Below are 20,006 nucleotides of genomic sequence, written 5' to 3'. Positions count from 1 at the left end.
ACCTGTCCGAAGGATCCATGGCGAAGCTCTACGAGACCAGCGATACTGACCCCGTCGCCGCCATCGAGAGCAGCGACACGTAGGCACCGAGGACCACCTCAAGCCCACCACCCCACGGGGCTCTGTCAGGTCGTCGAGCGACGGGCGACATCGTGGATCGCGGCGATCTGGCGCTCAGCGAGGCGCTGCGGGAGGTTCCGGACGTACTGGCTGATCCGGCGACGTGGAAGGACGACGACAGAACCGTCCGCCGGCTGGCCCTTGACCTTGAAGCCCTTCCGTGCCCCGATCACCGCGATCACGCCCAGCGCGGTCACGGGGAAGCCGACGTGCTCGGTGAGCAGGCGTCCTGCCCGCGTGGCCTCGTGCCGGCTGTTGCGGACGTACGGCACCCGCTGGCCGTTGACCATGAACGTGTCGCCGCCGACCCAGATGCTCGCGTTCGGGTGGTTCTTGGCGTTCACGGTGAGGACACCGCCAGGGCCGATCAGCAGGTGGTCGATGTCGGAGCCTCGATCGCCGACCCTGATCGCGTGCAGGACGCGCCACTCCGGACCGAGCTTGGCCAGCTGCGCCGCGACTGCCTGCTCCCCGTCGGCTCCGATCCACCAGGCGCGCTCATCGGTCTTCACGTCGAAGGCCCGCGCGAGGAAGTGCCGGAACCTGCCCTGCGCCTCGCGCGCGGGTCTGGGCCCCGCACGCGGCCAGTCGCCGCGAGGCCCTGCTCCGCCAGCTCAGGGCGCGTCTCGCCGCTGCCCGATGAGCGATGACCCGCTGATCTCTGCCCACACCTCGTCCAGGGACAGGCCCACGACCTCGGCGACCGCCGCGACGGTCGAGCAGGCCGGCGTCGACGAGACGCCCTTCGGACGCGGGCCGTTCGGCCAGCCTCGGAGCCCTGGGTGCTGGCGGACACCGACGACGGGGCGGAGATCCTGACCCTGCCGACGACACCCGACGCATGACCGCTCGCCCCGACGCGCCCAGGGCTTGCCCAGCGTCGGACGCGACCGGAAGGACACCCCGTGGACGGTCGCGCGGGACCGACGGGCTCAGGCCTCGCGCCTGGCCAGCTCCTGGACCGCGACCTTCCAGGCCTCGACGACGGCCGAGGTGCCGGCCCGGGGCCGCAGGATCCCGGCCAGGTGGGAGCCGGTGAGCAGGTCGATGGTGAACTGCACGAGCATCGGGGCACGGGGGTGGTCGTCGCCGGCCAGGCGGGTGACGCTGCGGTGCACGGTGCCGTAGATGCGCTCCTGGAGCGGGAGCAGCGCCTGGCGCAGGTCGGGGTCGGTGCGGGCGGCGACCCACAGCTCGAGCGCGACGGCGAAGGGCGGCTGCCGCAGCTCGTCCCAGACGAGGTCGACCATCTCGCCCCAGCTGGCGGCCGCCGAGCCGGCGTCGGGGCCGGGGGCGGTCAGCACCCGCAGCCGGCGCTCGACGACGTCCTCGACGACGCCGGCCATCAGCGAGCCGCGGGTCGGGAAGTGGTGCAGCAGGGTGCCGCGGGCGACGCCCGCGCGCTGCTGGACCTCCCCGACGGTGGTCGCGCCGTAGCCGCGCTCCAGCAGGCTCGCGTAGGCGGCTTCGAGCAGCTTGGCCCGGGTCGCCGCGGAGCGCTCCTGCTGGGTGCGGCGGACGGTCGACATGGCGGCGACCCTACCGTCGCGCAGCCGCGGCACGCCGCGCCTCGGACTTGCCTGGACCGGGCCGGGACTGCATCCTTGACGCAAAACAGTCCGATCAGACGGAAAGTTGGTCCCGGTGCCGCCCTCCTCGCGTTCCCAACGCCTCCTCAGCAGCGCCCGCACCCTGGCGCCGGTCCTCGCGCAGACCGCGCGGATCACCCTCGAGGACCTCGCGTCGCGGGTCCGGCCCGGCGCCGCACAGCCCGGCCCCGAGGCCACCGTGGACGTCCCGGCGCCCGACGGCATCGAGGCGTACGCACGGCAGGTGCACGCGGTGCGCACCGTCGCGGCGCCCCCGGCGGACGTCGTCGCCCTGGTGACCGACCTGGACCGGGCCCACGAGTGGCTGACCCTGCACCTGTCCTGGCGCGGCGAGCGGCCGGCTCGGATGGCCGTGGGCGAGGAGTTCGTCCAGCAGATCTCGCTGATGGACATCCCCGCCCAGGCCCGCTGGCGCGTCGAGCGCGCCGACGAGAGCGGCTTCGAGCTGCGCGGCACCGGGCCGATGGGGATCACGGTGGGACTGTGGTGCTCGGTCGTGGCGACCGGCGCGGGTGCCGCCGTACGCCTGGACGGCGCCCTGGACGGGCCGCCGGTGCGCGGCCCGGTCGGCCTGACCGCGGTGCGCAGCGTCGAGACCGCGCTGGCCGACTCCCTCGACGTCCTGGCCGGGCTCCTCGACGGCGGCACGGGCCGCGCCCGGTTCGCCGACGAGCCGGTGCTCCACGAGCGCACCGGGACCCTGCTCGATCCCGCCACCCCGGTCGTCATCGGCGTGGGCCAGGTCGTGCAGCGGAGCCCGCGGCTCGACCGTCCCACCGAGCCGGCCGTGCTGGCCGAGCAGGCGCTGCGGGCGGCCGCCGCGGACGCCGCGGGCGCCGGAGCGGTCGCGGACCTGCTCGCCCGCGCCGACCTCGTCTACGCCGTGCCGACCGCCTCGTGGACCTACGCCGACCAGGCCGGCCTGGTGGCCGAGCTCGTCGGAGCCGCGGAGGCCGGGACCGTGCAGACCTCGCCCTACGGCGGGGACGGCGCCCAGCTCGCCCTCAACGACGCCGCGCAGCAGGTCGTCGACAAGGCCGCCCACCTCGTCCTGATCAGCGGCGCCGAGGCCGGGGCGACAGTGGCCGCCCTCCAGGCGCAGGGGCGCGAGCCGGAGTGGACCCGACAGTCGCCCGAGGCCGCACCCGACCGGGTGATCGGCGTGGACCGGCCGGCGAACAACGAGGCCGAGACCAGCGTGGGCCTGGGCGCCCCCATCTACGTCTACGCGCTGCTCGAGTCCGCGCTGCGCGGTGAGTCCGGGGCCAGCGCCGAGGACCACCAGGCCCAGATCGCCGACCTGTGGTCGCGGCACAGCGCCATCGCCTCCGGCAACCCCTACGCGTGGGACCCGACCGAGCGCAGCGCTGCCGAGATCGGCGTCCCCGGCCCCACGAACCGGGCGGTGTCCGACCCGTACACCAAGCTGATGTGCGCCAACCTCCAGGTCGACCTCGCGGCGGGTGTGATCGTGGCCAGCGTCGCCGCCGCACACGCCCTCGGCGTTCCCCAGGACCGCTGGGTCTTCCTGCACGCCGGCGCCTCGGCCACCGACGAGTGGTTCGTCTCCGAGCGCGCCGACCTGACCCGCTCCCCCGCGATCGAGGCCGCCGGCGCCGCTGCGCTGTCCCATGCCGGCATCGGCGTGCAGGACCTGGGTCCGGTCGACCTCTACTCCTGCTTCCCCGCCGCGGTCCAGCTCGGCGCCCGGGCGCTCGGGCTGCCCTGGCAGGACCCGGCCCGACCGCTCAGCGTGACCGGTGGCCTCACCTCCGCCGGCGGCCCCGGCAACAACTACGGCCTGCACGCCGTCTCCACCCTGGTCCCGCTGCTGCGCGCCGCGCCCGAGCAGTACGGCCTGTCCAGCTCACTGGGCTGGTACGCGACCAAGCACGCGCTGGGCGTCTACTCCGCGACCCCGCCCGCGCAGCCGTTCGCACACCTCAGGCCCGCCTTCGAACGGCCCGCCCCACGCCCGGTCCGCACGGACCTCGACGGCTCGGCCGTCGTCGAGGCGGTGACGATCTCCCACGACCGCGACGGCCGGGTCGAGGGCGCCGTGGTCGCGGCGATCACGCCGGCCGGCGAGCGCGTCCTGCTGCGCCGCGAGGACCCCGCCGACGTCGCCGCCCTCACCGCGGCCGACCCGCTGCGGCGCACCGTGCGCGTCGACGGCGACCGGCTGGTGCTCGAGGGCGACCGGCAGCCGCTGCCGGCCGCGCCCGAGGCCCCGGTGCTGACCCGGCGCGACCACGACGAGGTCTGGGTGATCACGCTGAACCGGCCCCAGGCGCGCAACGCCATCGACCGGCTCACCGCCCAGCTGCTCGAGCGCGCCGTCGACGACGCCGAGGCCGACGACAGCATCCGGGCGATCGTGCTGACCGGAGCCGGCGACACCTTCTGCGCCGGCATGGACCTGGCCGGCGCCCACCGAGGCGAGGTCCCGGTCACCGACCGCCGCGGGCCGTTGGGGCTCACCGCCGAGCCGCCCACGAAGCCGACGATCGCGGCCGTGGAGGGCCCGGCGCTCGCCGGCGGGTTCGAGCTGGCGTTGTGCGCCGACCTGATCATCGCCGCCGAGGACGCCAGCTTCGGCCTGCCCGAGGTCAAGCGCGGCCTGCTCGCAGCGGCTGGCGGGTTGTGGCGCACGGCCACCCGGCTGCCGCGCGCCGTGGCCCTCGAGCTGGCGCTGATCGGCGACCCGGTGCCGGCGCGTCGCCTGGCCGAGCTGGGCCTGGTCAACACCGTAGTCCCCCAGGGCGAGACGCTGACCACGGCGCTGGAGGTCGCGCGTCGCATCGCGGCCAACGCGCCGCTCTCGGTCCGCGTCGGCAAGCACGTCGTCGAGGTCGCCCCGACCTGGAGCCCCGAGGAGGCCTTCGTCCGCCAGAGCGAGCTGGCCAGCCCGGTCCTGCTCTCCGACGACGCCCGCGAGGGGGTCGCCGCCTTCGCCGAGAAGCGCGCTCCCCGCTGGACCGGCCGCTGAGACGCCTGCCCGCGCAGGCACCTCCCCCACCCCGACGTACCCATCACCCGAACGGACAGGAACCGCCATGGACCTCTGGAACACCCCCGAACGGCAGGCGCTGCGTGAGACGGTGACCCGCTTCACCGAGCGCGAGATCGTCCCCCACCTCCCGCAGTGGGAGGACGAGGGCCAGCTGCCGCGCAGCCTCAGCAAGGCCGCCGCGGCCGCCGGCATCCTCGGCGTCGGGTTCGCCGAGGAGGTCGGCGGCGAGGGCGGCGACGCCATCGACACCGCGGTGGTCACCGAGGCGATCATCGAGGCCGGCGGCAGCGCCGGCGTCATCGCCTCGCTGTTCACGCACGGCATCGCCGTGCCGCACATCATCGACAGCGGCAACCCCGACCTGATCGACCGCTTCGTGCGGCCGACGCTGGCCGGTGAGCTGATCGGCTCGCTCGGCGTCACGGAGCCCGACGGCGGCAGCGACGTCGCGAACATCACCACCCGGGCGGTCCGCGACGGCGACCACTACGTGGTCAACGGCGCCAAGACCTTCATCACCTCCGCGGTGCGCGGCGACTTCGTCACCACCGCCGTGCGCACCGGCGAGCCCGGCTTCGGCGGCATCAGCCTGCTGGTCGTGGAGAAGGGCACGCCCGGGTTCGAGGTCGCCCGGCCGCTGCGCAAGATGGGCTGGCACTGCTCCGACACCGCCGAGCTGAGCTTCACCGACGTCCGGGTCCCGGTGGCGAACCTGGTCGGCGAGGAGAACGGCGGCTTCGTGCTGCTGATGCAGCAGTTCGTCAACGAGCGCCTCGGCCTGGCGCTGCAGGGCTACGCCACCGCCCAGCGCGCGCTCGACCTCGCCGTGCGCTACGCCAAGGAGCGCGAGACCTTCGGCAAGCCGCTGGCCAGCCGCCAGGTGATCCGGCACAAGCTCGTCGAGATGCACCGGCGCACCTCGGCCGCCCGCACCGTCACCCGCGCCGCCATCGAGAAGTCCCTGGCGCGCTCGGTCACGGACCCCGACGTCATCCTCGACGCCCTCATGGCCAAGAACACCGCGGTCGAGACCGTCGAGTGGGTCGTCAGCGAGGCCGTCCAGATCCACGGCGGCGCCGGCTACATGCGCGACTCCGAGATCGACCGCCACTACCGCGACGCCCGGATCATCGGCATCGGCGGCGGCGCCACCGAGGTCCTGACCGACCTCGCCGCCAAGCTCCTCGGCTACTGAGGCCCCGGCCGGGGCTCAGCCCGTCAGCCCGTCGCGGACAGCGTGCCCCGGTCGCCCCAGTCGTCGAGCTGGGCCGGCGAGGTCGGCCGCACGAGGGTGTGCAGGTAGCCGGGTCGGCCGCCACCCGCGAGCGTCGAGCAGTCGAAGTCGAGGGACATCAGCGGACTCACCGACGACTGCCAGCCGAGCTCGGCCGCCTGCTCCTCGAGGTCGTGGCAGTCGACGTCGTCCGCCACCACCAGGGCACCCGTGACCGAAGCCCCGTCGGTGACCTGCTCGGGCTGGTACGTCGCCGTCGTCACCGCGACGACACCAGGCACCCGGCCGAGCGCCGTGACCAGGACGGCGATCTCGTCGACGCACCGCGTGGCGGCACAGGAGCGCACCGCGGCCTCCCGCTCGGCCAGCCGGTCGTTGAGGCGGTCGACCGGTCGGTCGGAGCAGCCCGACGCCAGGGCAGGGACCGCGACCAGCGCGGCCAGCCGGATCGCCGTCCTCCCGCGGACCGTCACGGGGTGCGGGCGATCGTGTAGGTGCTGGTCGTCGTCGTCCCGTCGCTGCCCACGAACCCATCCTGGCGCAGCTGCTGCAGGGTCTCGACGAGGGAGGGGTCGGTGGAGTCGTCGACCAGGCCCGCTCCGACGGCGTAGGTGTCCAGGGCGTGGTTGCCGCCGACGCTGCCGGTCGGGTGGTCGAAGCGCACCGTCGTCCGGTTCGGCTGGTCCGGGTTGTCCTCGCCGTCGGTCAGCGGAACGAGGTCGCCGGTGTTCTCCAGCGACAGGGCCTGGATGCTGTCGGGCAGGTGCGAGACCTGGGCGGTCGGCGCGCCGGCGGTGACGACGTGCTGGACGTTGAACCGGTCGGTGAACTCCGGGTTGCCGGCCAGCTGGACGGCGGTCATGCCACCTTGGGAGTGACCGACGAGCGCGACCGGTGCGCCCGGCGGGATGCCGGCCGACTCCATCGCCTCGCGGATCCCGCGGGCGTAGGCCGTCTCCTCCCCGCCGACCAGCTGCAGGTTGGCGAGGGTGTCGCGCACAGCGGCGCCGCCGACGCCGAAGTCGTCGGTGCCGGGCAGGTTCACGATGTAGCGCACCCCGTTCTCGTCCTCGATCCGGACGATGTCGATCTCCCCGTCGGCCCCGGAGTTGGTCTTGTCGAGGTTGCGGATCAGCTCCTCGATCGAGCCGGGCGCCGCGAGCGAGCGAGCCTCCTCGCCGGCGGCCCCGCCCTCGGTGACGCTCACGTCGGTGTCCTCGAACAGGGCCGCGAGGTCACCGGCGATGTCGTTGGTCGTCGGGTGCAGCGGGTCGAGGCCCAGCTGGGCGAGCAGCGCGTCGCGGACCACCGGCGGCAGGTTGTCGAGCAGCCCGTCGACCAGGCCGCCGCCCCCGTTGAGGAGGTGCTGGACGACCTCCGGATGCTCTTCGAGGAGGGCGATCAGCTGCTCCTGGGACATCGTCGCCAGCTCGTCGCGGTTCAGGTACGCCAGCAGCGCGAGCCCCGGACTCGTGGCGAGCGTCAGGGCGCCGAGGAGCAGCACCGAGGGCCCGAGCGCGCCGATGGTGCGGCCGACCAGGTAGTCGAGGAGCTCGACCGCCTGCCGCTGCAGGTCGTCGACGCCGCGCAGGATCACGACGTTGGCCTGCATCGCGAGCGCGTCGAGCTCGAGGTCCACCGCCTCGAACGCCAGCCCACCCGGCCCGATCGTCGCCTTGAGCACCGCCGCCTCGGCGGTCGTGAAGGTGAGCGGCGACAGGACGGACGACTCGACGAGGTCGCCGTCGGCCGCGATCCCCTTGTCGTCCCACGCCCACGACCGCAGGCCGTCACCGGTGTCGTCGAAGAGGCGCGCGAGCGTCTCGATGTCCTCGTAGCGCGCCTCGATGCCGCCGGCACCGCCGGTGACCGAGACGATGCCGCCGCCGTCGTCACCCACGCTCGCGCCCCCAGACCCGCGCCAGCACCGGGCCTACGGCCCGCGCCAGGTCCCGGGGTACGACGGCCCGCGCCCGGGCGACCGGGAAGCCGGCCACCTGGTCGGGGTCGAGCGCGAACCACTGCGCCCCGAGCCGCATCCACACGACCGCGCCGGCCGCGCCGCCGATCTCCTCGGCCCGCGGCCCCGCCACGACGACACGCAGCCGGGCGGTGAGCCGCTCGCGGACCGTGTCCAGCAGGGCGTGGGCCGCGCCGGCGTCGTACGCCTCGCCGTCGGGGCCGGTCACCGCGCCGGGGAAGCGCTCGACCAGGCCGGCCAGCAGGTCCTCGCGGTGGCGGGCGGCACCGACGCCGGTCGCCGCCATCAGCTCGACCGGCAGGGTGAAGCGCTCCGGCGGCTCCGGCTCGCCGGCACGCGGTGGCGGCCCGTCGGGCAGCCGGACGAGGTGGGCCAGCAGCTCCGGCAGGGCCGCCGGGGTGGTCCAGGCGAGCTCGAAGAGCGCCCCGGACACGGTGGCGAGCGAGACCACCGTCTCGCCGCGCACGCCCACCCAGGCCCGGGCCTGCCGGGGCGCGCGGGGGCCGAGCCGGAGCCCGAGCCGCACCTCGAGCAGCACCTCGGCACCGGCCAGCACGCCCAGCGCCGTGGACATCGCGGCCCGGACGGCCGCGCGGTCCGGGTCGGCCGCCGCGACCTGCTCGCGCGCGGCCTGCTCGCCGAGGAGCACCGCGAGCTGGTCGGCCGGCGACGGCTCCGGCGAGAGCCGTGCGATCCACGCCGGCCGCTCCTCGCCCGCCGCGCCCACCCCGGACACGTCGAACGGCAGCCGGTGCCCGCCGGCCCGCGCGAGCGCCACCAGCTCAGCCAGCTCGACCCGGAACCTCCCCGGTACGACGACGCCGCGGTCCTGCGCCGCGGCCGGTCCCAGCACGACGGTCGGCATCAGACCCGGATCCCCAGCTGGTCGGGCACGTCGAGCCATGCCTTGTCCCCCGGGGGCGGTACGGCGTACTGCGCCAGCCGGACGTCCTGCGGGTCGGGCTCCTCGCCGCCGCCGGTGAGGAGGTTCCCGAGGGCGCGCACGCCGTCCTTGACGCCCTCGACGATGGCGTGCCCGGCGGCGCGGAGGCGGTCGACCGCGCCCTCGACGAGGCTCGTGACCGTCCGCTCGATCGAGGCGATCAGCGCCTTGAGGTCGTCGACCTCGTCGGCGTGGGCGCGCAGCTTGTCGGCGGCGTCCTCGTAGTCGGCGGCGATCGTGCGCAGGCTGGCGGCCCGGTCGCGGGCCTGGGCGCGCATCCGCTCCCCGCTGACCGACCACCAGTGCGCGGTCTCGGCGGACCCGCTGAGCCGGTCGGCCGTGGCGCGCAGGTCGCTCGCGCGCTCGTCCATGTCGCCGGCCAGCCGGCGGATGACCGTGGTGTCTCCGTACATGGGCACCTCCTCGCGGCGAACTGTGCCCCTGGCCGCGGGCGGGGAAACCGCTCCGCCTGCTTGGATGCAGTCATGCAGGTCCCGCTCCCCGCCGCCCGGCGGCTCACCCGTCACGTCGTGCGGCCCGTGCTCGGCACCCGCCTCTCACCGGCCCGGCAGCGACAGGTGATCGAGGCGTTGATGAGGTTCCCGGTGCTGCCGAAGGGGACCATGGTCGAGCACACCGTCCTCGGCGGCGTCCCCGCGGACCGGGTCGTGACCGCGACGAGCGACCCCGACCACGCCCTGCTCTACCTCCATGGCGGCGCCTACCTCGTCGGCTCGCCGCTCACCCACCGCGCGGCCGCGGCCCACCTCGCCCACGCCACCGGCGCGGTCGCGCACGTGCTCGACTACCGGCTCGCGCCCGAGCACCCCTACCCGGCCGCCGTCGACGACGCGCTCGCCGCCTACCGCGCGCTGCTCGACAGCGGCATCGCGCCCGAGCGGATCGTGGTGGCCGGCGACTCCGCGGGCGGCGGCCTGGCGCTCGCCCTGGCGCTGCGGGCCCGCGCGGTCGGCGTACCCCTCCCGGCGGGGCTGGGCCTGATCTCGCCGTGGGTCGACGCCCGGCTCGGTGGCCTCGCGGAGCGGGTCGACGACCCGCTGCTGACCCGGGGCTGGCTCGAGCTCGGGGCGCAGTCGTACGCCGGCGGCCATCTCGACCACCCCGAGGTCTCGCCACTCCTCGCCGATCCGGCCGACCTGGCGGGCCTGCCGCCCCTGTTCGTGCACGCGGCGAGCGACGAGCTGTTCGTCGACGACGTCGAGCGGTTCGTGGCCGCGGCGCGGGCGGCGGGCGTGCCGGTCACCTACCGGCGGCTCGAGGGGCACTGGCACGTCACGCACCTGTACGCCGGGATGGTCCGCGAGGCGACCGACGCGGTCCGCGAGCTGGGCGGGTGGCTGCGCTCGGCCCTGCCGAACGGCGCGGACGGGTCCTAGCGGCCGGTCCAGCGCGGCTCGCGCCGCTCGAAGAACGCGCCGATCCCCTCGGCGACGTCGGCGGACGCCAGCAGCCTCTCGTGCGCGGCGTGGCTGGCCGCCCAGCTGGCGGTCTCGTCGCCGTTGATCTCGTCGTGCGCGAGGGCGAGCGCGGCGCGGACCGCGAGCGGCGCGTTGCCGCTGATCGTCGCGGCCAGGCCGAGCGCGACGTCGAGCGTCGTCCCGGGCTCGACGAGGCGGTTCACGAAGCCGAGCCGCTCGGCACGCTCGGCGCCGATCGGCTCACCGGTCAGCAGCATCTCGCGCGCGACGTTGGCCGGCAGCACCCTCGGCGCACGGAAGACGCCGCCGAAGTCGGGCATCAGGCCGCGCTTGACCTCGGGGAACCCGAAGGTCGCGGTCCGGGAGGCGACCACGAGGTCGCAGCACAGCACCAGCTCGAGGCCGCCGCCGAGCGCGTAGCCCTCGACCGCGGCCACCAGCGGCTTGGGACGGCGGCGCGCCATGATCCCGGCGATGCCGCCGCGCTCGGTCGGCTCCCCCGGCCCCTCGGCGAGGTCGGCGCCCGCCGAGAAGACCGACGGGCCGCCCGTCAGCACGCCGCACCACAGGTCGTCGTCGTCCTCGAGCAGGTTGAGCGCCTCGTCGAGGCCGCGGGTCACCGCGCCGTTGATGGCGTTGCGCTTGGCGGGCCGGTCGAGCCCGATCACGAGGGTGCGCTCGACGCGGATGGTCTGGACGGCGGGGGCGGCATCGGGAGCGCGGTCACTCATGCACGACAATCTAGGGATGACGATGGAGATGTTCATCCACGACGAGATCCCGACCGACGAGGTCGAGCGTCGCGAGAAGGCCGTCTCCGACCTCGCCGACGCCGTGCGCGAGCTGGTCGACGCGACCATCCGCAGCACCGTCGCGGACGAGGAGCTGGCCGCCGTGCAGGCCGAGGTCGAGGGCTTGGCCGCGCGGCTGCGGGCGTCCCAGCTGCCCGGCGCCGCCGGCGTCCGCTACAACTCCGAGGGCCGCAGCTGGAACTGGGGCAACGCGGTGGTCGGGCGCGGCAACGCGGTCGCGCCGCCGGTCGACATCGTCCACGACGGGTTCGGCAACGCCCACGCCGAGATGACCCTGGGTGCCGCCTACGAGGGGCCGCCCGGCATGGTCCACGGCGGCGTGTCCGCGCTGATGCTCGACCAGATCATGGGCGAGACCGCGAGCGGCTTCCGGCGGCTCACGATGACCGGCACCCTCACCCTGCGCTACCGGCGGCCGCTGCCGCTCGGCCCGGTCCGGATGGAGGCTCGGATCGCCCGCGAGGAGGGCCGCAAGATCACGGTCGAGGCGCGGATCGCCGTACCCGGCCAGGACGCGGCCGTGGAGGCGACCGGCCTCTTCCTCATCCCCAGCTGGGCACCGCTCGACGAGACCGATCAGGGCTGGTCGCGCTCCGCCGAGGGCTGAGTCGGCGACAGCCCGCTCAGGCCCCCGGTCGGTCGACCCGGTCGACCAGCCGCTGCGGCGCCTGCAGGCAGAACGAGTCGGTGAGCAGCTCGCCGAGCTCGACCCAGTCGGTGTCGTCGTCGACGAGCATCCCGACCACGTTGGCGCCCCACTCGCCCTTGAAGTACGGCGCTCCGAGGTGCTGGAAGGCCATCACCTCCTCCGGCTCGGCGCGGAAGGTGATCCGGAACAGCTGGTCCTCGCCGCCGAAGACGTGCGCGACCGTGGTCGTCGTCCCGGCCACGCGCCAGCGCACCCCGACCCAGGCCTCCTCCTCGTGGCACTCCGGCAGGCGGGCGAAGATCGCGCGCAGCTCGGCGAGGTAGGCGCCGGGGACGTCGGGGCGGGTCGGGCGAGGCACGCAAGGAATGTCCCACACCCCGCCGACAGCATCACGCCCTGAGCTCGCCGACGTCCTCCGCGTCGCCCTGGAAGTAGCTGTCGAGCAGCCACTGCGCCCGCCGCCCGCCCCACCGGGCGAGCCGGTCGGGCCCGCCGGGCAGCCGCTTGAGCACCCGGTAGCGCAGCGTGTTGAGGCCGACCAGGTAGGCGTGCGCCCACGGTGGCCGCATCGGCAGGCCGAGCTCGCGCATGCTCTCGGGACCGAGGAAGACGGTCAGCATCGAGAGCAGGCGCTCGCGCTCGTAGCGGGCGCGCAGCGGCTGCAGCGGTGCCGGCCAGCCGGGGTAGCGCCGCAGCGCCTGTGCCTCGACCACGGCCTGCGCCAGCTGGGGGCCGGCCTCGGTGAGCGGCCCCTGGGCCAGCAGCACGTGGTAGTCGATCCGATGCCGCTCCCACTCGTCGTCGACGAGGAAGTCGGGGTGCACGCCCATCAGCCAGCCGACGTACTTCCACAGGTGCATGAGCGCCCGGGACTCCGAGTTCGAGACGGGGACGCCGAGCGCGCGCGAGCCGATGATGAGCACGCCGTCGAACAGCCCGAGGGTCGAGGCCTGGTCGGCCTGGTTGATCGGGAGGCCCCACTGCGCGGTGTCCCAGCTGTCCTCGAAGGCGTGGTTGACCAGCGCGTGCATGAGCCGGACGTGGACGGTGAGCCGCCAGCCCTCGCCCGGCGCCTGCCCGTCGCGCGGCGCCGCGAGCGATCCGGGGTCGGTGAGGCTGGCGCCCCACTTCTGGGTCTCGGCGAGGCGGCGCAGGGTCTGCTCCCCCGTCAGGCCCCCGGTGGCGACGAGCAGGTCGGTGGGGCCGCCGAACCGGTAGCCGCCGACCAGGGAGAGCTGGAGCAGCACGTCCTGGGCGTTCTGCCCGAGCCGCCGGAAGACCCTGGCCCCCTCCTCGACGAGGTCGCGGTCCAGCCAGTCGGGGTCCTGCTCGAGCTCGGCGAAGAAGGCGACGAGCGCCGGCGGGGCGTCGGGTACGGCGGCCAGGCCGCCCTCGAGCGCCCGGCGGAACTGGTCCATCCGGACCCGCCCCGGAGCGTCCCCTCGCAACCGGATCGCGTCCGCGAGGCGGGCGCCGAGCTCGTCGCGCTCGAACATGGCCCGCCCGATCCGCTCGAGCAGCGCCTCGTCGGTGTGGCGCACCCGGCCCACCACCTTGAGCGGGCGGCCGAGGCGCCGGTTCCGCTCCCCGCCGGCGCGGAACCGGGTCGGGTAGGGATGCTCGCGGGAGTCGTCGGCCACCGGGGCCACGTCGGTGCTCATGGCTCCATCGTGACGCGAGTCATTGCTCGCATTCAACTCGCAAATGCCCGTCCCGCGCTCGCCGACGTCGACCTGCGCCCGGACGCGCCGCGCGAGGCCCGACGCCCGGGCGGACCGCCGGAGCGCTTACCATCCTCGTCGTGCGCAAGGCCCCGCAGCAGGCCCGGTCCCGGGAGATGGTGGAGCGACTCGTGACGGCCGGTCGGAGGGTCCTCGTCGAGCGCGGGTACGACGCGTTCAGCACCAACCGGGTCGCGACCGTCGCGGGGGTGAGCCCCGGCTCGCTCTACCAGTACTTCCCCGACAAGGCCGCGATCCTCGAGGTCGTCATCGACCGGTACTGGGAGGAGGTGGCCGACCGGGTCGCCGCCTCGCTCGCCGACCGGATCGGCGAGTTCGGCCCGGGCATGGTCCGCGCGACCACCGACGCGCTGCTCACCGCGCTGGAGGCCGACCGCGAGCTGCTCCGGGTCGTCGCCGAGGAGCTGCCCGTCCAGCGCAACCGCGAGCGCCGGGCCGCGCTCGAGCGCCGGGTCCGCGAGCTGATGACGACCTACCTCGCCGCGCGGCCCGACAGCAGCCACCGGCCGAACCCGGCCGTCGCGTCCTGGGTCGTCGTGCTTGCGATCGAGAACCTCGCGATGCGCTGGGTGCTCGACCAACCGGAGGTGGTCACCCGCGACCAGCTGCTCGACGAGGTCCTCGCCCTGGTCGGCGGCTACCTGCTGGCGTGAGCGGCCCGCGCGGCGCGGACCGTCACTCGCCCTGCGCGGACCCCGGGTCCGTGCCGTTGACGCCGTCGTCGGCGCTGTCGTCGCCGACCGGCGCGTCGCCGTACACGCCGGCGTCCTTGGCCTGGGCCGCGGTCCGCAAGCTGCGGGTCAGGGCGTAGCCGATCACCGCCACGGCGACGATCAGCAGCAGGAAGATCCAGAACGCCGTCCAGCCGGCCACGATGTTGGTGTCCTGGTCGACCGGCTTGTCCTTCGCGGCGAGGACGGAGACGGCGGTGGCGACGGCGGCGTGCATGCGGCCAGTCTCTCAGGCGCCCGGAGTGACCCCGGCGAAGAGGTCGTCCTCCGGGGTCGCGGACGGGACGTGGCTCACGACGAGCTCGTAGTCCTCGGTCGGCCAGACGTCCTGCTGCAGCTCGCGCGGGATCGCGAACCAGAAGCCGTCGGGGTCGATCTGGGTGGCGTGGGCGAGCAGCGCCTGGTCGCGGACACCGAAGAAGTCGGCGCACGGGACCCGGGTGGTGATCCGGGCGTCCCAGTCGGGCTCCGGCTTCCACTCCTTGAGCCGCTCCTCCCACGGCGACTCGAGTCCGTGCTCGACCATCGCGTCGTGCAGCGCCTGCATCCGCGGGCGGTTGAACGAGTGGTGGTAGTAGAGCTTCAGCGGCTGCCAGGGCTCCCCCGCGTCGGGGAAGCGCTCCGGGTCGCCGGCCGCCTCGAACGCCGCGACGCTCACCTCGTGGCAGCGGATGTGGTCGGGGTGCGGATAGCCGCCACGCTCGTCGTACGTCGTCACGACGTGGGGCCGGAACTCGCGGATCTGCCGCACCAGCCGCTCGGCGGCCTCCTCCAGCGGCACCAGGCCGAAGCAGCCCTCGGGCAGCGGCGGCTTCGGGTCGCCGTCGGGCCAGCCGGAGTCGATGAAGCCCAGCCAGGTCTGGGTGATCCCGAGGATGTCGCGGGCCCGCTCCATCTCCTGGCGGCGCACCTCGGTGATGTTCTCGAGGATCTCGGGGCGGTCCATCTTCGGGTTGAGGATGGAGCCACGCTCACCGCCCGTGCAGGTGACGACCCGGACGTCCGCGCCGTGGGCGGCGTACATCGCCGTCGACGCGGCGCCCTTGCTCGACTCGTCGTCGGGGTGGGCGTGGACGTGCATCAACCGCAGCCCGGAGCGGTCAGGGGCAGGCGCATGCGTGGGCATGCGCACCATCGTAGGGATGCTCGGCTTTCTTCTGGCCGATGGGACTATGGATCGGTGAGCACCAGCCCCGAGCCCGTGACGCCGTCCCTGGCCCAGCGCTACGGCGCGCCGTCCCGCAGTCGCCGCGCGGCGGTCGCGACCGGCACCGTCGCCGTCGCGGTCCTCTTCCTCGGCTGGCTGCTGTGGGCGATGCTCTTCCACGCCGACCCGGCGGTGTCCTCGGAGGAGATCGGGCATGAGATCGTCGACGACCACACCGCGACCATCCGGGTCCGGGTGACCTACGGCGACGGTCCGGTCGACGCGACCTGCGTGGCCCGCGCGATCTCCCACGACAAGGCGGTCGTCGGCGAGCAGAGCTTCACCCCCGGCCGCGACGACGAGGCCGTCCAAGTGGTCACCGTGCGCACCGAGCGCCGGGCCACCACCGTCGAGTGGATCGGCTGCAAGACCTCGGGGCAGACGAGGTATCGGTAGAGTAGACGTTTCTGTATCCGGACGGGTACGCGAACGAGCAGTACAGGAGCACCCATGACGCAGACCGACCAGAGCGGCCAGAACACGATCTGGCTGACCCAGGACGCCTACGACAAGCTGCAGGCAGAGCTGGAGCACCTGCAGGGCCCGCGCCGCGCCGAGATCGTGGCCGAGATCAGTGCTGCGCGCGACGAGGGCGACCTGAAGGAGAACGGCGGCTACCACGCCGCCCGCGAGGAGCAGGGCAAGAACGAGGCCCGCATCCTCCAGCTCAAGGACATGCTCCGCCGTGCCGAGGTCGGCGAGACGCCTCCCGACGACGGCGTCGTCGAGCCGGGCATGGTCGTGACCTACAAGTTCGAGGGCGATGACGACGACGAGGCGGAGTCGTTCCTCCTCGGCGCGCGCGAGATCGACCCCGAGGGCCTGACCGTCTACTCGCCGCAGTCCCCGCTGGGGCAGGCCATCAACGGCCGCAGCAAGGGCGACACGGTGAGCTACGAGGTCAACGGCAAGCAGCAGACCGTGATCATCCTCGACGCGAAGCCCTACGCCGGCTGACCGGTCGTTCCCTCCGGACCGCCGGCCTCCTCCTCGGGAGCCGGCGGTTCGGCCATTTCGGCCATCTCGGCCAGGTGCAGGACGACGGCGTTCGCCGCCGCGGCCAGGGGTACGGCGACCAGGGCGCCCGCGATCCCCGCGACGAGCACCCCGCAGGCGATCGCCAGGATCACGCCGAGCGGGTGCAGCGAGACCCAGCGCCCGAGCAGGAAGGGCTGCAGCACGTGGCCCTCGAGCTGCTGCACGCCGATCACCACGGCGAGCATGAGCAGCGCGGTGACCGGGCCCTGGTCGACGAGCGCGACCAGGATCGCGACGCTGCCGGCGATCGTGGCACCGATCATCGGGACGAAGGAGCCCAGGAAGACCAGCACCCCGATCGCCAGCACGAACGGCACGTTGAGGATCGCGGCCCCGACGGCGATGCCGGTGGCGTCCACCAGCGCGACCACCACGGTGGCGCGGACGAACTGGACCAGGGACAGCCAGGCCACCCGGCCCGAGCTGTCGACCCGCTCACGAGCCGCGCGCGGGGCGAGCCGCACCACCCACGACCAGATCCGGTCTCCGTCGGCGAGGAAGAAGTAGGTCGCGAACAGCGCGATGAAGAAGCCTGCGACCACGTGGCCGAGTGCGGCGCCGACCTCGGTGACCTGGGTGATCACCGTGCCGTTCTTGGACCGCTCGCTGATCAGGTCCTGCGCGCTCTTGATGTAGTCGTTGATCTGCGAGTCGCTCGCGTTGAGCGGGCCGTCCTTGAGCCAGTCCCGGATCTCCTGCAGGCCCTGGACGGTCGAGTCCGCGAGGTCGGTGGCGCCCGCGGCGACCTGCTGTCCGGCGAAGCTCAGCAGCGCGCCGACGACCGCGAACCCGGCGATCACCACCAGCAGGGCGGACAGACCGCGCGGCAGGCCGGCCCGGTTCACGCCCTGCACGAACGGAGCCGCCAGCGCGCTGATGAGCAGGGCGACCGCGAGCGGCACGGTCACCACCGCGAAGTACCCGACCAGCCACAGCAGCAGGTAGCCGGCACCGGCGATCAGCAGCAGGCGCCACGCCCAGCCCGCGGCCAGGTCGAGGCCGTACGGGACCTGCGCCGGGCGCAGGTTGGACGGGCCCGTCGAGAACGAGGGCGGCTCGTGCCGTCGTTCGTCGCGCTCCTCACGCAGCAGCGCCCACTGGTGGGCGAAGCGGCGGAACAGCCGCTCCTCCCGCGTGCCCTCGTCGGGGCCGAGCGGCGGCTCGCCCTCCTCCGCCTCCTCGACCACGCTGTCCTCGGCAGCCGCGGTGGTCGGGTCCTCGGGCTCGGTCGGGCCGTCGCTGGTCACCCGGTCAGGCTAGACGACCGGCTCAGAGCGTCGAGGCGAGCGCGCGGTCGAGATCGGCGAGCTGGTCCTCGGAAGTCTCGATGCCGACGCTGAGCCGGACCAGGTCGGCCGGGACCTCGAGGTCGGTGCCCGCGACGCTGGCGTGGGTCATCCGGCCGGGGTGCTCGATCAGGGACTCGACGCCACCGAGCGACTCGCCCAGCGTGAAGACCTTCGTGGCCGCGCAGATCGCGAGCGCCTGCTCCTCGCCGCCCGTGACGCGGAAGGAGACCATGCCGCCGTACCGCTTCATCTGGCGGCCGGCCACCGCGTGCCCGGGGTGGTCGGCGAGGCCGGGGTAGATCACCTGGCGGACGGCCGGGTGCTTCGAGAGGAAGTCGGCGACCTTCTCGGCGTTGTCGCAGTGGCGCTCCATGCGCAGGGCGAGGGTCTTGAGACCACGCAGCACCAGCCACGAGTCGAACGGGCCGGCGACGCCGCCGATGGAGTTCTGGTGGAAGCCGATCCGCTCGGCGAGCGTGTCGTCGTCGACGACCAGCGCGCCACCGACGACGTCGGAGTGGCCGCCGGCGTACTTGGTCGTCGAGTGGACGACCACGTCGGCGCCGAGGGACAGCGGCTGCTGGAGGTACGACGACGCGAAGGTGTTGTCGACGACGAGCAGCGCGCCCGCGTCGTGGGCCACCGCGGCGAGCGCCTCGATGTCACCGATCGACAGCATCGGGTTGGTCGGCGTCTCCACCCAGACCATCCGGGTGACGCCGGGCCTGATCGCCGCGCGCACCGCGTCGACGTCGGTCACCGGCGCCGGGCTGTGCTCGACGCCCCACACGGTGGCGACCTTGTCGAAGAGCCGGAAGGTGCCGCCGTAGGCGTCGTTGGGCAGGACCACGTGGTCGCCCGGCTTGCACAGCGCCCGGATCAGCGTGTCCTCGGCCGCCAGGCCGGACGCGAAGGCGTAGCCGTGCGCGCCGCCCTCGAGCGCCGCCAGGGTCGACTCCAGCGCGGTGCGCGTGGGGTTGGCCGAGCGGCTGTACTCGTAGCCGCCCCGCAGCCCGCCCACGCCGTCCTGGGCGTAGGTCGAGGTCGCGTAGATGGGCGGGATCACCGCGCCGGTGGTCGGGTCGGGCGTGTAGCCGGCGTGGATGGCCCGGGTCTCGAAGCCGGCGCCGTCGAGGTGCTCGTCGATGTGGTTGTCGCTCACCGCTCGAGCCTACTCAGCGGGCGGGGCGGCGTGACCAAAGCGAGCAGTTGCTCGTTTCTCGCGTGTGACCGTCCTCACTCGACTCCTCGCCGCCGTCGTCCTGCCCTGCCTGCTCGCCGTCGGGGCGCTGACCGCTCCTCCGGCCTGGGCCACCAGTGCCACCAACGCCACCAGCGCCACCGGGTACGAAGGCGACCCCGATCCCCTGCGCGGGCTGCTCCTCCCGCCGCTGGACGCCGTGGTGGCCCTGCTCGCGCCGCTGCCGGTCCCGGCGACGCCGTACACCGGCGACGTCTGCGTCGACGGCGCCGACGCCTGCATCGACGACGTGGTGACGCGGATGGAGACCCGGCTCGCGGGACTCGCGAGCAGCTGCTCGCACAGCGCGATCTTCTCGCTGGCCTACCTGCGGGTGACCGAGAACGTCCGCGACGCCGTGCGCAGCGGCTACTTCGCGGACCGGGCGTGGTTGAACCGGGTCGACGCGGTCTTCGCCGAGATGTACTTCGACACCACCAGCAGGTGGGCTTCCGGCGACCGGGCCGGGATCCCGGCCGCGTGGCGGATCGCGCTGCAGGCCGAGGACGACCGCGCGATGAGCGGGCTGGGCAACTTCCTGCTCGCGATGAACGCCCACATCAACAGCGACTTCCCGCACGTGCTCGCGACCGTGGGCCTCACCGGGCCCGACGGCAGCCACAAGGCCGACCACAACCGCTACAACAACCGCCTCGACAGCCTCTACGCCCCGGTGTTCGCCGAGGAGGCCGCACGCTTCGACCCGACCTTCGACGACATCGACGCCGGCAGCGTCGAGGAGGCGGTCGCCGGCGTGATCATGCGCGGCTGGCGGGAGATGGTGTGGCGCAACGCGGAGGCGCTGGTGCTGGCGAGGACGCCGGCCGCGAAGCGGCTCGTGGAGAAGGAGATCGAGGTCTACTCGGCGCTCCAGGCCCAGCTGATCCGCACCTTCTTCGTCGCGAGGCCGGGCAAGCGCGACAGCTGGTGCGCGACCCACGGTGTCGGCTGATCCCTC

21 protein-coding genes are annotated in these 20,006 nt (G+C 74.0%); 8 read left to right on the top strand and 13 right to left on the bottom strand.

Annotated elements, in window-relative coordinates; translation table 11 throughout:
* Window positions 1–125 precede the first annotated feature (125 nt).
* Window positions 126–632, bottom strand: coding sequence for a nuclease-related domain-containing protein (locus KU893_RS20785; protein WP_218236316.1), 507 nt, complete (start codon window positions 630–632; stop codon window positions 126–128).
* A 420-nt stretch (window positions 633–1,052) separates the two neighbouring features.
* Window positions 1,053–1,649, bottom strand: a complete 597-nt coding sequence (locus KU893_RS20780) for a TetR/AcrR family transcriptional regulator (RefSeq protein WP_218236314.1) — start codon at window positions 1,647–1,649, stop codon at window positions 1,053–1,055.
* Window positions 1,650–1,764: 115 nt separating this feature from the next.
* Here KU893_RS20780 and KU893_RS20775 point away from each other — a divergent pair, with 115 nt between their 5' ends.
* Together KU893_RS20775 and KU893_RS20770 are read left to right on the top strand one after the other, a co-directional pair.
* A complete protein-coding gene (locus KU893_RS20775) occupies window positions 1,765–4,719 on the top strand; it encodes a type II toxin-antitoxin system Rv0910 family toxin (protein ID WP_257440809.1) in 2,955 nt (984 codons plus the stop codon).
* Between the two features lie 67 nt (window positions 4,720–4,786).
* Window positions 4,787–5,938 carry an acyl-CoA dehydrogenase family protein gene (locus tag KU893_RS20770; RefSeq protein WP_218236311.1) on the top strand — a complete coding sequence of 384 codons (1,152 nt, stop codon included), beginning with the start codon at window positions 4,787–4,789 and terminating at the stop codon, window positions 5,936–5,938.
* Window positions 5,939–5,961: 23 nt separating this feature from the next.
* Here KU893_RS20770 and KU893_RS20765 read toward each other — a convergent pair whose 3' ends face one another.
* The 4 genes from KU893_RS20765 to KU893_RS20750 are packed head-to-tail and all read right to left on the bottom strand — an operon-like array spanning window position 5,962 to window position 9,314.
* Window positions 5,962–6,450, bottom strand: a complete 489-nt coding sequence (locus KU893_RS20765; RefSeq protein ID WP_218236309.1) for a hypothetical protein — start codon at window positions 6,448–6,450, stop codon at window positions 5,962–5,964.
* Window positions 6,447–7,877 carry a lipase family protein gene (locus tag KU893_RS20760; RefSeq protein WP_218236307.1) on the bottom strand — a complete coding sequence of 477 codons (1,431 nt, stop codon included), beginning with the start codon at window positions 7,875–7,877 and terminating at the stop codon, window positions 6,447–6,449. The genes KU893_RS20765 and KU893_RS20760 overlap by 4 nt, the downstream gene beginning before the upstream one ends.
* Window positions 7,870–8,823, bottom strand: a complete 954-nt coding sequence (locus KU893_RS20755; RefSeq protein ID WP_218236304.1) for a hypothetical protein — start codon at window positions 8,821–8,823, stop codon at window positions 7,870–7,872. The genes KU893_RS20760 and KU893_RS20755 overlap by 8 nt, the downstream gene beginning before the upstream one ends.
* Complete coding sequence (locus KU893_RS20750) at window positions 8,823–9,314, bottom strand: hypothetical protein (protein ID WP_218236302.1); 492 nt, start codon at window positions 9,312–9,314, stop codon at window positions 8,823–8,825. Before KU893_RS20750 ends, KU893_RS20755 begins: the two co-directional genes overlap by 1 nt.
* Window positions 9,315–9,386: 72 nt before the next feature.
* On the opposite strand from KU893_RS20750, the gene KU893_RS20745 reads away from it, so the two are divergent.
* Window positions 9,387–10,298, top strand: coding sequence for an alpha/beta hydrolase (locus tag KU893_RS20745; protein ID WP_218236300.1), 912 nt, complete (start codon window positions 9,387–9,389; stop codon window positions 10,296–10,298).
* On the opposite strand, the gene KU893_RS20740 is transcribed toward KU893_RS20745, so the two are convergent.
* On the bottom strand, window positions 10,295–11,071 hold the full coding sequence (locus KU893_RS20740) for an enoyl-CoA hydratase-related protein (RefSeq protein ID WP_218236297.1): 777 nt from the start codon (window positions 11,069–11,071) through the stop codon (window positions 10,295–10,297). The genes KU893_RS20745 and KU893_RS20740 overlap by 4 nt on opposite strands.
* Window positions 11,072–11,087: 16 nt before the next feature.
* Here KU893_RS20740 and KU893_RS20735 point away from each other — a divergent pair, with 16 nt between their 5' ends.
* Entirely contained in the window at window positions 11,088–11,759 is a 672-nt protein-coding gene (locus KU893_RS20735) for a PaaI family thioesterase (RefSeq protein ID WP_246592953.1), read from the top strand.
* Window positions 11,760–11,775: 16 nt separating this feature from the next.
* Here the strand turns inward: KU893_RS20735 and KU893_RS20730 are convergent, their stop codons facing one another.
* Window positions 11,776–12,159, bottom strand: coding sequence for an MmcQ/YjbR family DNA-binding protein (locus KU893_RS20730; RefSeq protein WP_257440811.1), 384 nt, complete (start codon window positions 12,157–12,159; stop codon window positions 11,776–11,778).
* Between the two features lie 31 nt (window positions 12,160–12,190).
* Complete coding sequence (locus KU893_RS20725) at window positions 12,191–13,462, bottom strand: oxygenase MpaB family protein (protein WP_218236293.1); 1,272 nt, start codon at window positions 13,460–13,462, stop codon at window positions 12,191–12,193.
* Between the two features lie 140 nt (window positions 13,463–13,602).
* Between KU893_RS20725 and KU893_RS20720 the strand changes: the two genes are divergently transcribed.
* A complete protein-coding gene (locus KU893_RS20720) occupies window positions 13,603–14,196 on the top strand; it encodes a TetR/AcrR family transcriptional regulator (RefSeq protein WP_218236291.1) in 594 nt (197 codons plus the stop codon).
* A 22-nt stretch (window positions 14,197–14,218) separates the two neighbouring features.
* Here KU893_RS20720 and KU893_RS20715 read toward each other — a convergent pair whose 3' ends face one another.
* Both KU893_RS20715 and mca read right to left on the bottom strand, forming a co-directional pair.
* Entirely contained in the window at window positions 14,219–14,491 is a 273-nt protein-coding gene (locus KU893_RS20715; RefSeq protein ID WP_218236289.1) for a hypothetical protein, read from the bottom strand.
* 12 nt (window positions 14,492–14,503) lie between these two features.
* A complete protein-coding gene (mca, locus tag KU893_RS20710) occupies window positions 14,504–15,400 on the bottom strand; it encodes a mycothiol conjugate amidase Mca (protein ID WP_218236287.1) in 897 nt (298 codons plus the stop codon).
* 54 nt (window positions 15,401–15,454) lie between these two features.
* On the opposite strand from mca, the gene KU893_RS20705 reads away from it, so the two are divergent.
* Window positions 15,455–15,877 carry a DUF4307 domain-containing protein gene (locus KU893_RS20705; RefSeq protein WP_218236285.1) on the top strand — a complete coding sequence of 141 codons (423 nt, stop codon included), beginning with the start codon at window positions 15,455–15,457 and terminating at the stop codon, window positions 15,875–15,877.
* Window positions 15,878–15,931: 54 nt separating this feature from the next.
* Complete coding sequence (greA, locus tag KU893_RS20700; protein WP_218236283.1) at window positions 15,932–16,438, top strand: transcription elongation factor GreA; 507 nt, start codon at window positions 15,932–15,934, stop codon at window positions 16,436–16,438.
* Here the strand turns inward: greA and KU893_RS20695 are convergent.
* On the bottom strand, window positions 16,426–17,766 hold the full coding sequence (locus KU893_RS20695; protein ID WP_257440812.1) for an AI-2E family transporter: 1,341 nt from the start codon (window positions 17,764–17,766) through the stop codon (window positions 16,426–16,428). The two genes, greA and KU893_RS20695, sit on opposite strands and share 13 nt — an antisense overlap.
* A 22-nt stretch (window positions 17,767–17,788) precedes the next feature.
* On the bottom strand, window positions 17,789–18,970 hold the full coding sequence (locus tag KU893_RS20690) for a cystathionine gamma-synthase (RefSeq protein ID WP_257440813.1): 1,182 nt from the start codon (window positions 18,968–18,970) through the stop codon (window positions 17,789–17,791).
* Between the two features lie 64 nt (window positions 18,971–19,034).
* Here KU893_RS20690 and KU893_RS20685 point away from each other — a divergent pair, with 64 nt between their 5' ends.
* On the top strand, window positions 19,035–20,000 hold the full coding sequence (locus tag KU893_RS20685; protein ID WP_218236281.1) for a DUF5995 family protein: 966 nt from the start codon (window positions 19,035–19,037) through the stop codon (window positions 19,998–20,000).
* Window positions 20,001–20,006 lie beyond the last annotated feature (6 nt).

Source organism: Nocardioides daeguensis, from assembly GCF_019192965.1.
Lineage (GTDB): Bacteria > Actinomycetota > Actinomycetes > Propionibacteriales > Nocardioidaceae > Nocardioides > Nocardioides daeguensis.
This window is presented reverse-complemented; position numbering and strand designations above follow the sequence as displayed.

What these genes read in the sequence shown, in the direction of transcription:
- KU893_RS20780 (WP_218236314.1), bottom strand. Translation starts at nt 1,649, where the DNA reads ATGTCGACCGTCCGCCGCACCCAGCAGGAGCGCTCCGCGGCGACCCGG.
- KU893_RS20770 (WP_218236311.1), top strand. Translation starts at nt 4,787, where the DNA reads ATGGACCTCTGGAACACCCCCGAACGGCAGGCGCTGCGTGAGACGGTG.
- KU893_RS20755 (WP_218236304.1), bottom strand. Translation starts at nt 8,823, where the DNA reads ATGCCGACCGTCGTGCTGGGACCGGCCGCGGCGCAGGACCGCGGCGTC.
- KU893_RS20750 (WP_218236302.1), bottom strand. Translation starts at nt 9,314, where the DNA reads ATGTACGGAGACACCACGGTCATCCGCCGGCTGGCCGGCGACATGGAC.
- KU893_RS20745 (WP_218236300.1), top strand. Translation starts at nt 9,387, where the DNA reads ATGCAGGTCCCGCTCCCCGCCGCCCGGCGGCTCACCCGTCACGTCGTG.
- KU893_RS20740 (WP_218236297.1), bottom strand. Translation starts at nt 11,071, where the DNA reads ATGAGTGACCGCGCTCCCGATGCCGCCCCCGCCGTCCAGACCATCCGC.
- KU893_RS20735 (WP_246592953.1), top strand. Translation starts at nt 11,088, where the DNA reads ATGACGATGGAGATGTTCATCCACGACGAGATCCCGACCGACGAGGTC.
- KU893_RS20725 (WP_218236293.1), bottom strand. Translation starts at nt 13,462, where the DNA reads ATGAGCACCGACGTGGCCCCGGTGGCCGACGACTCCCGCGAGCATCCC.
- KU893_RS20715 (WP_218236289.1), bottom strand. Translation starts at nt 14,491, where the DNA reads ATGCACGCCGCCGTCGCCACCGCCGTCTCCGTCCTCGCCGCGAAGGAC.
- mca (WP_218236287.1), bottom strand. Translation starts at nt 15,400, where the DNA reads ATGCCCACGCATGCGCCTGCCCCTGACCGCTCCGGGCTGCGGTTGATG.
- greA (WP_218236283.1), top strand. Translation starts at nt 15,932, where the DNA reads ATGACGCAGACCGACCAGAGCGGCCAGAACACGATCTGGCTGACCCAG.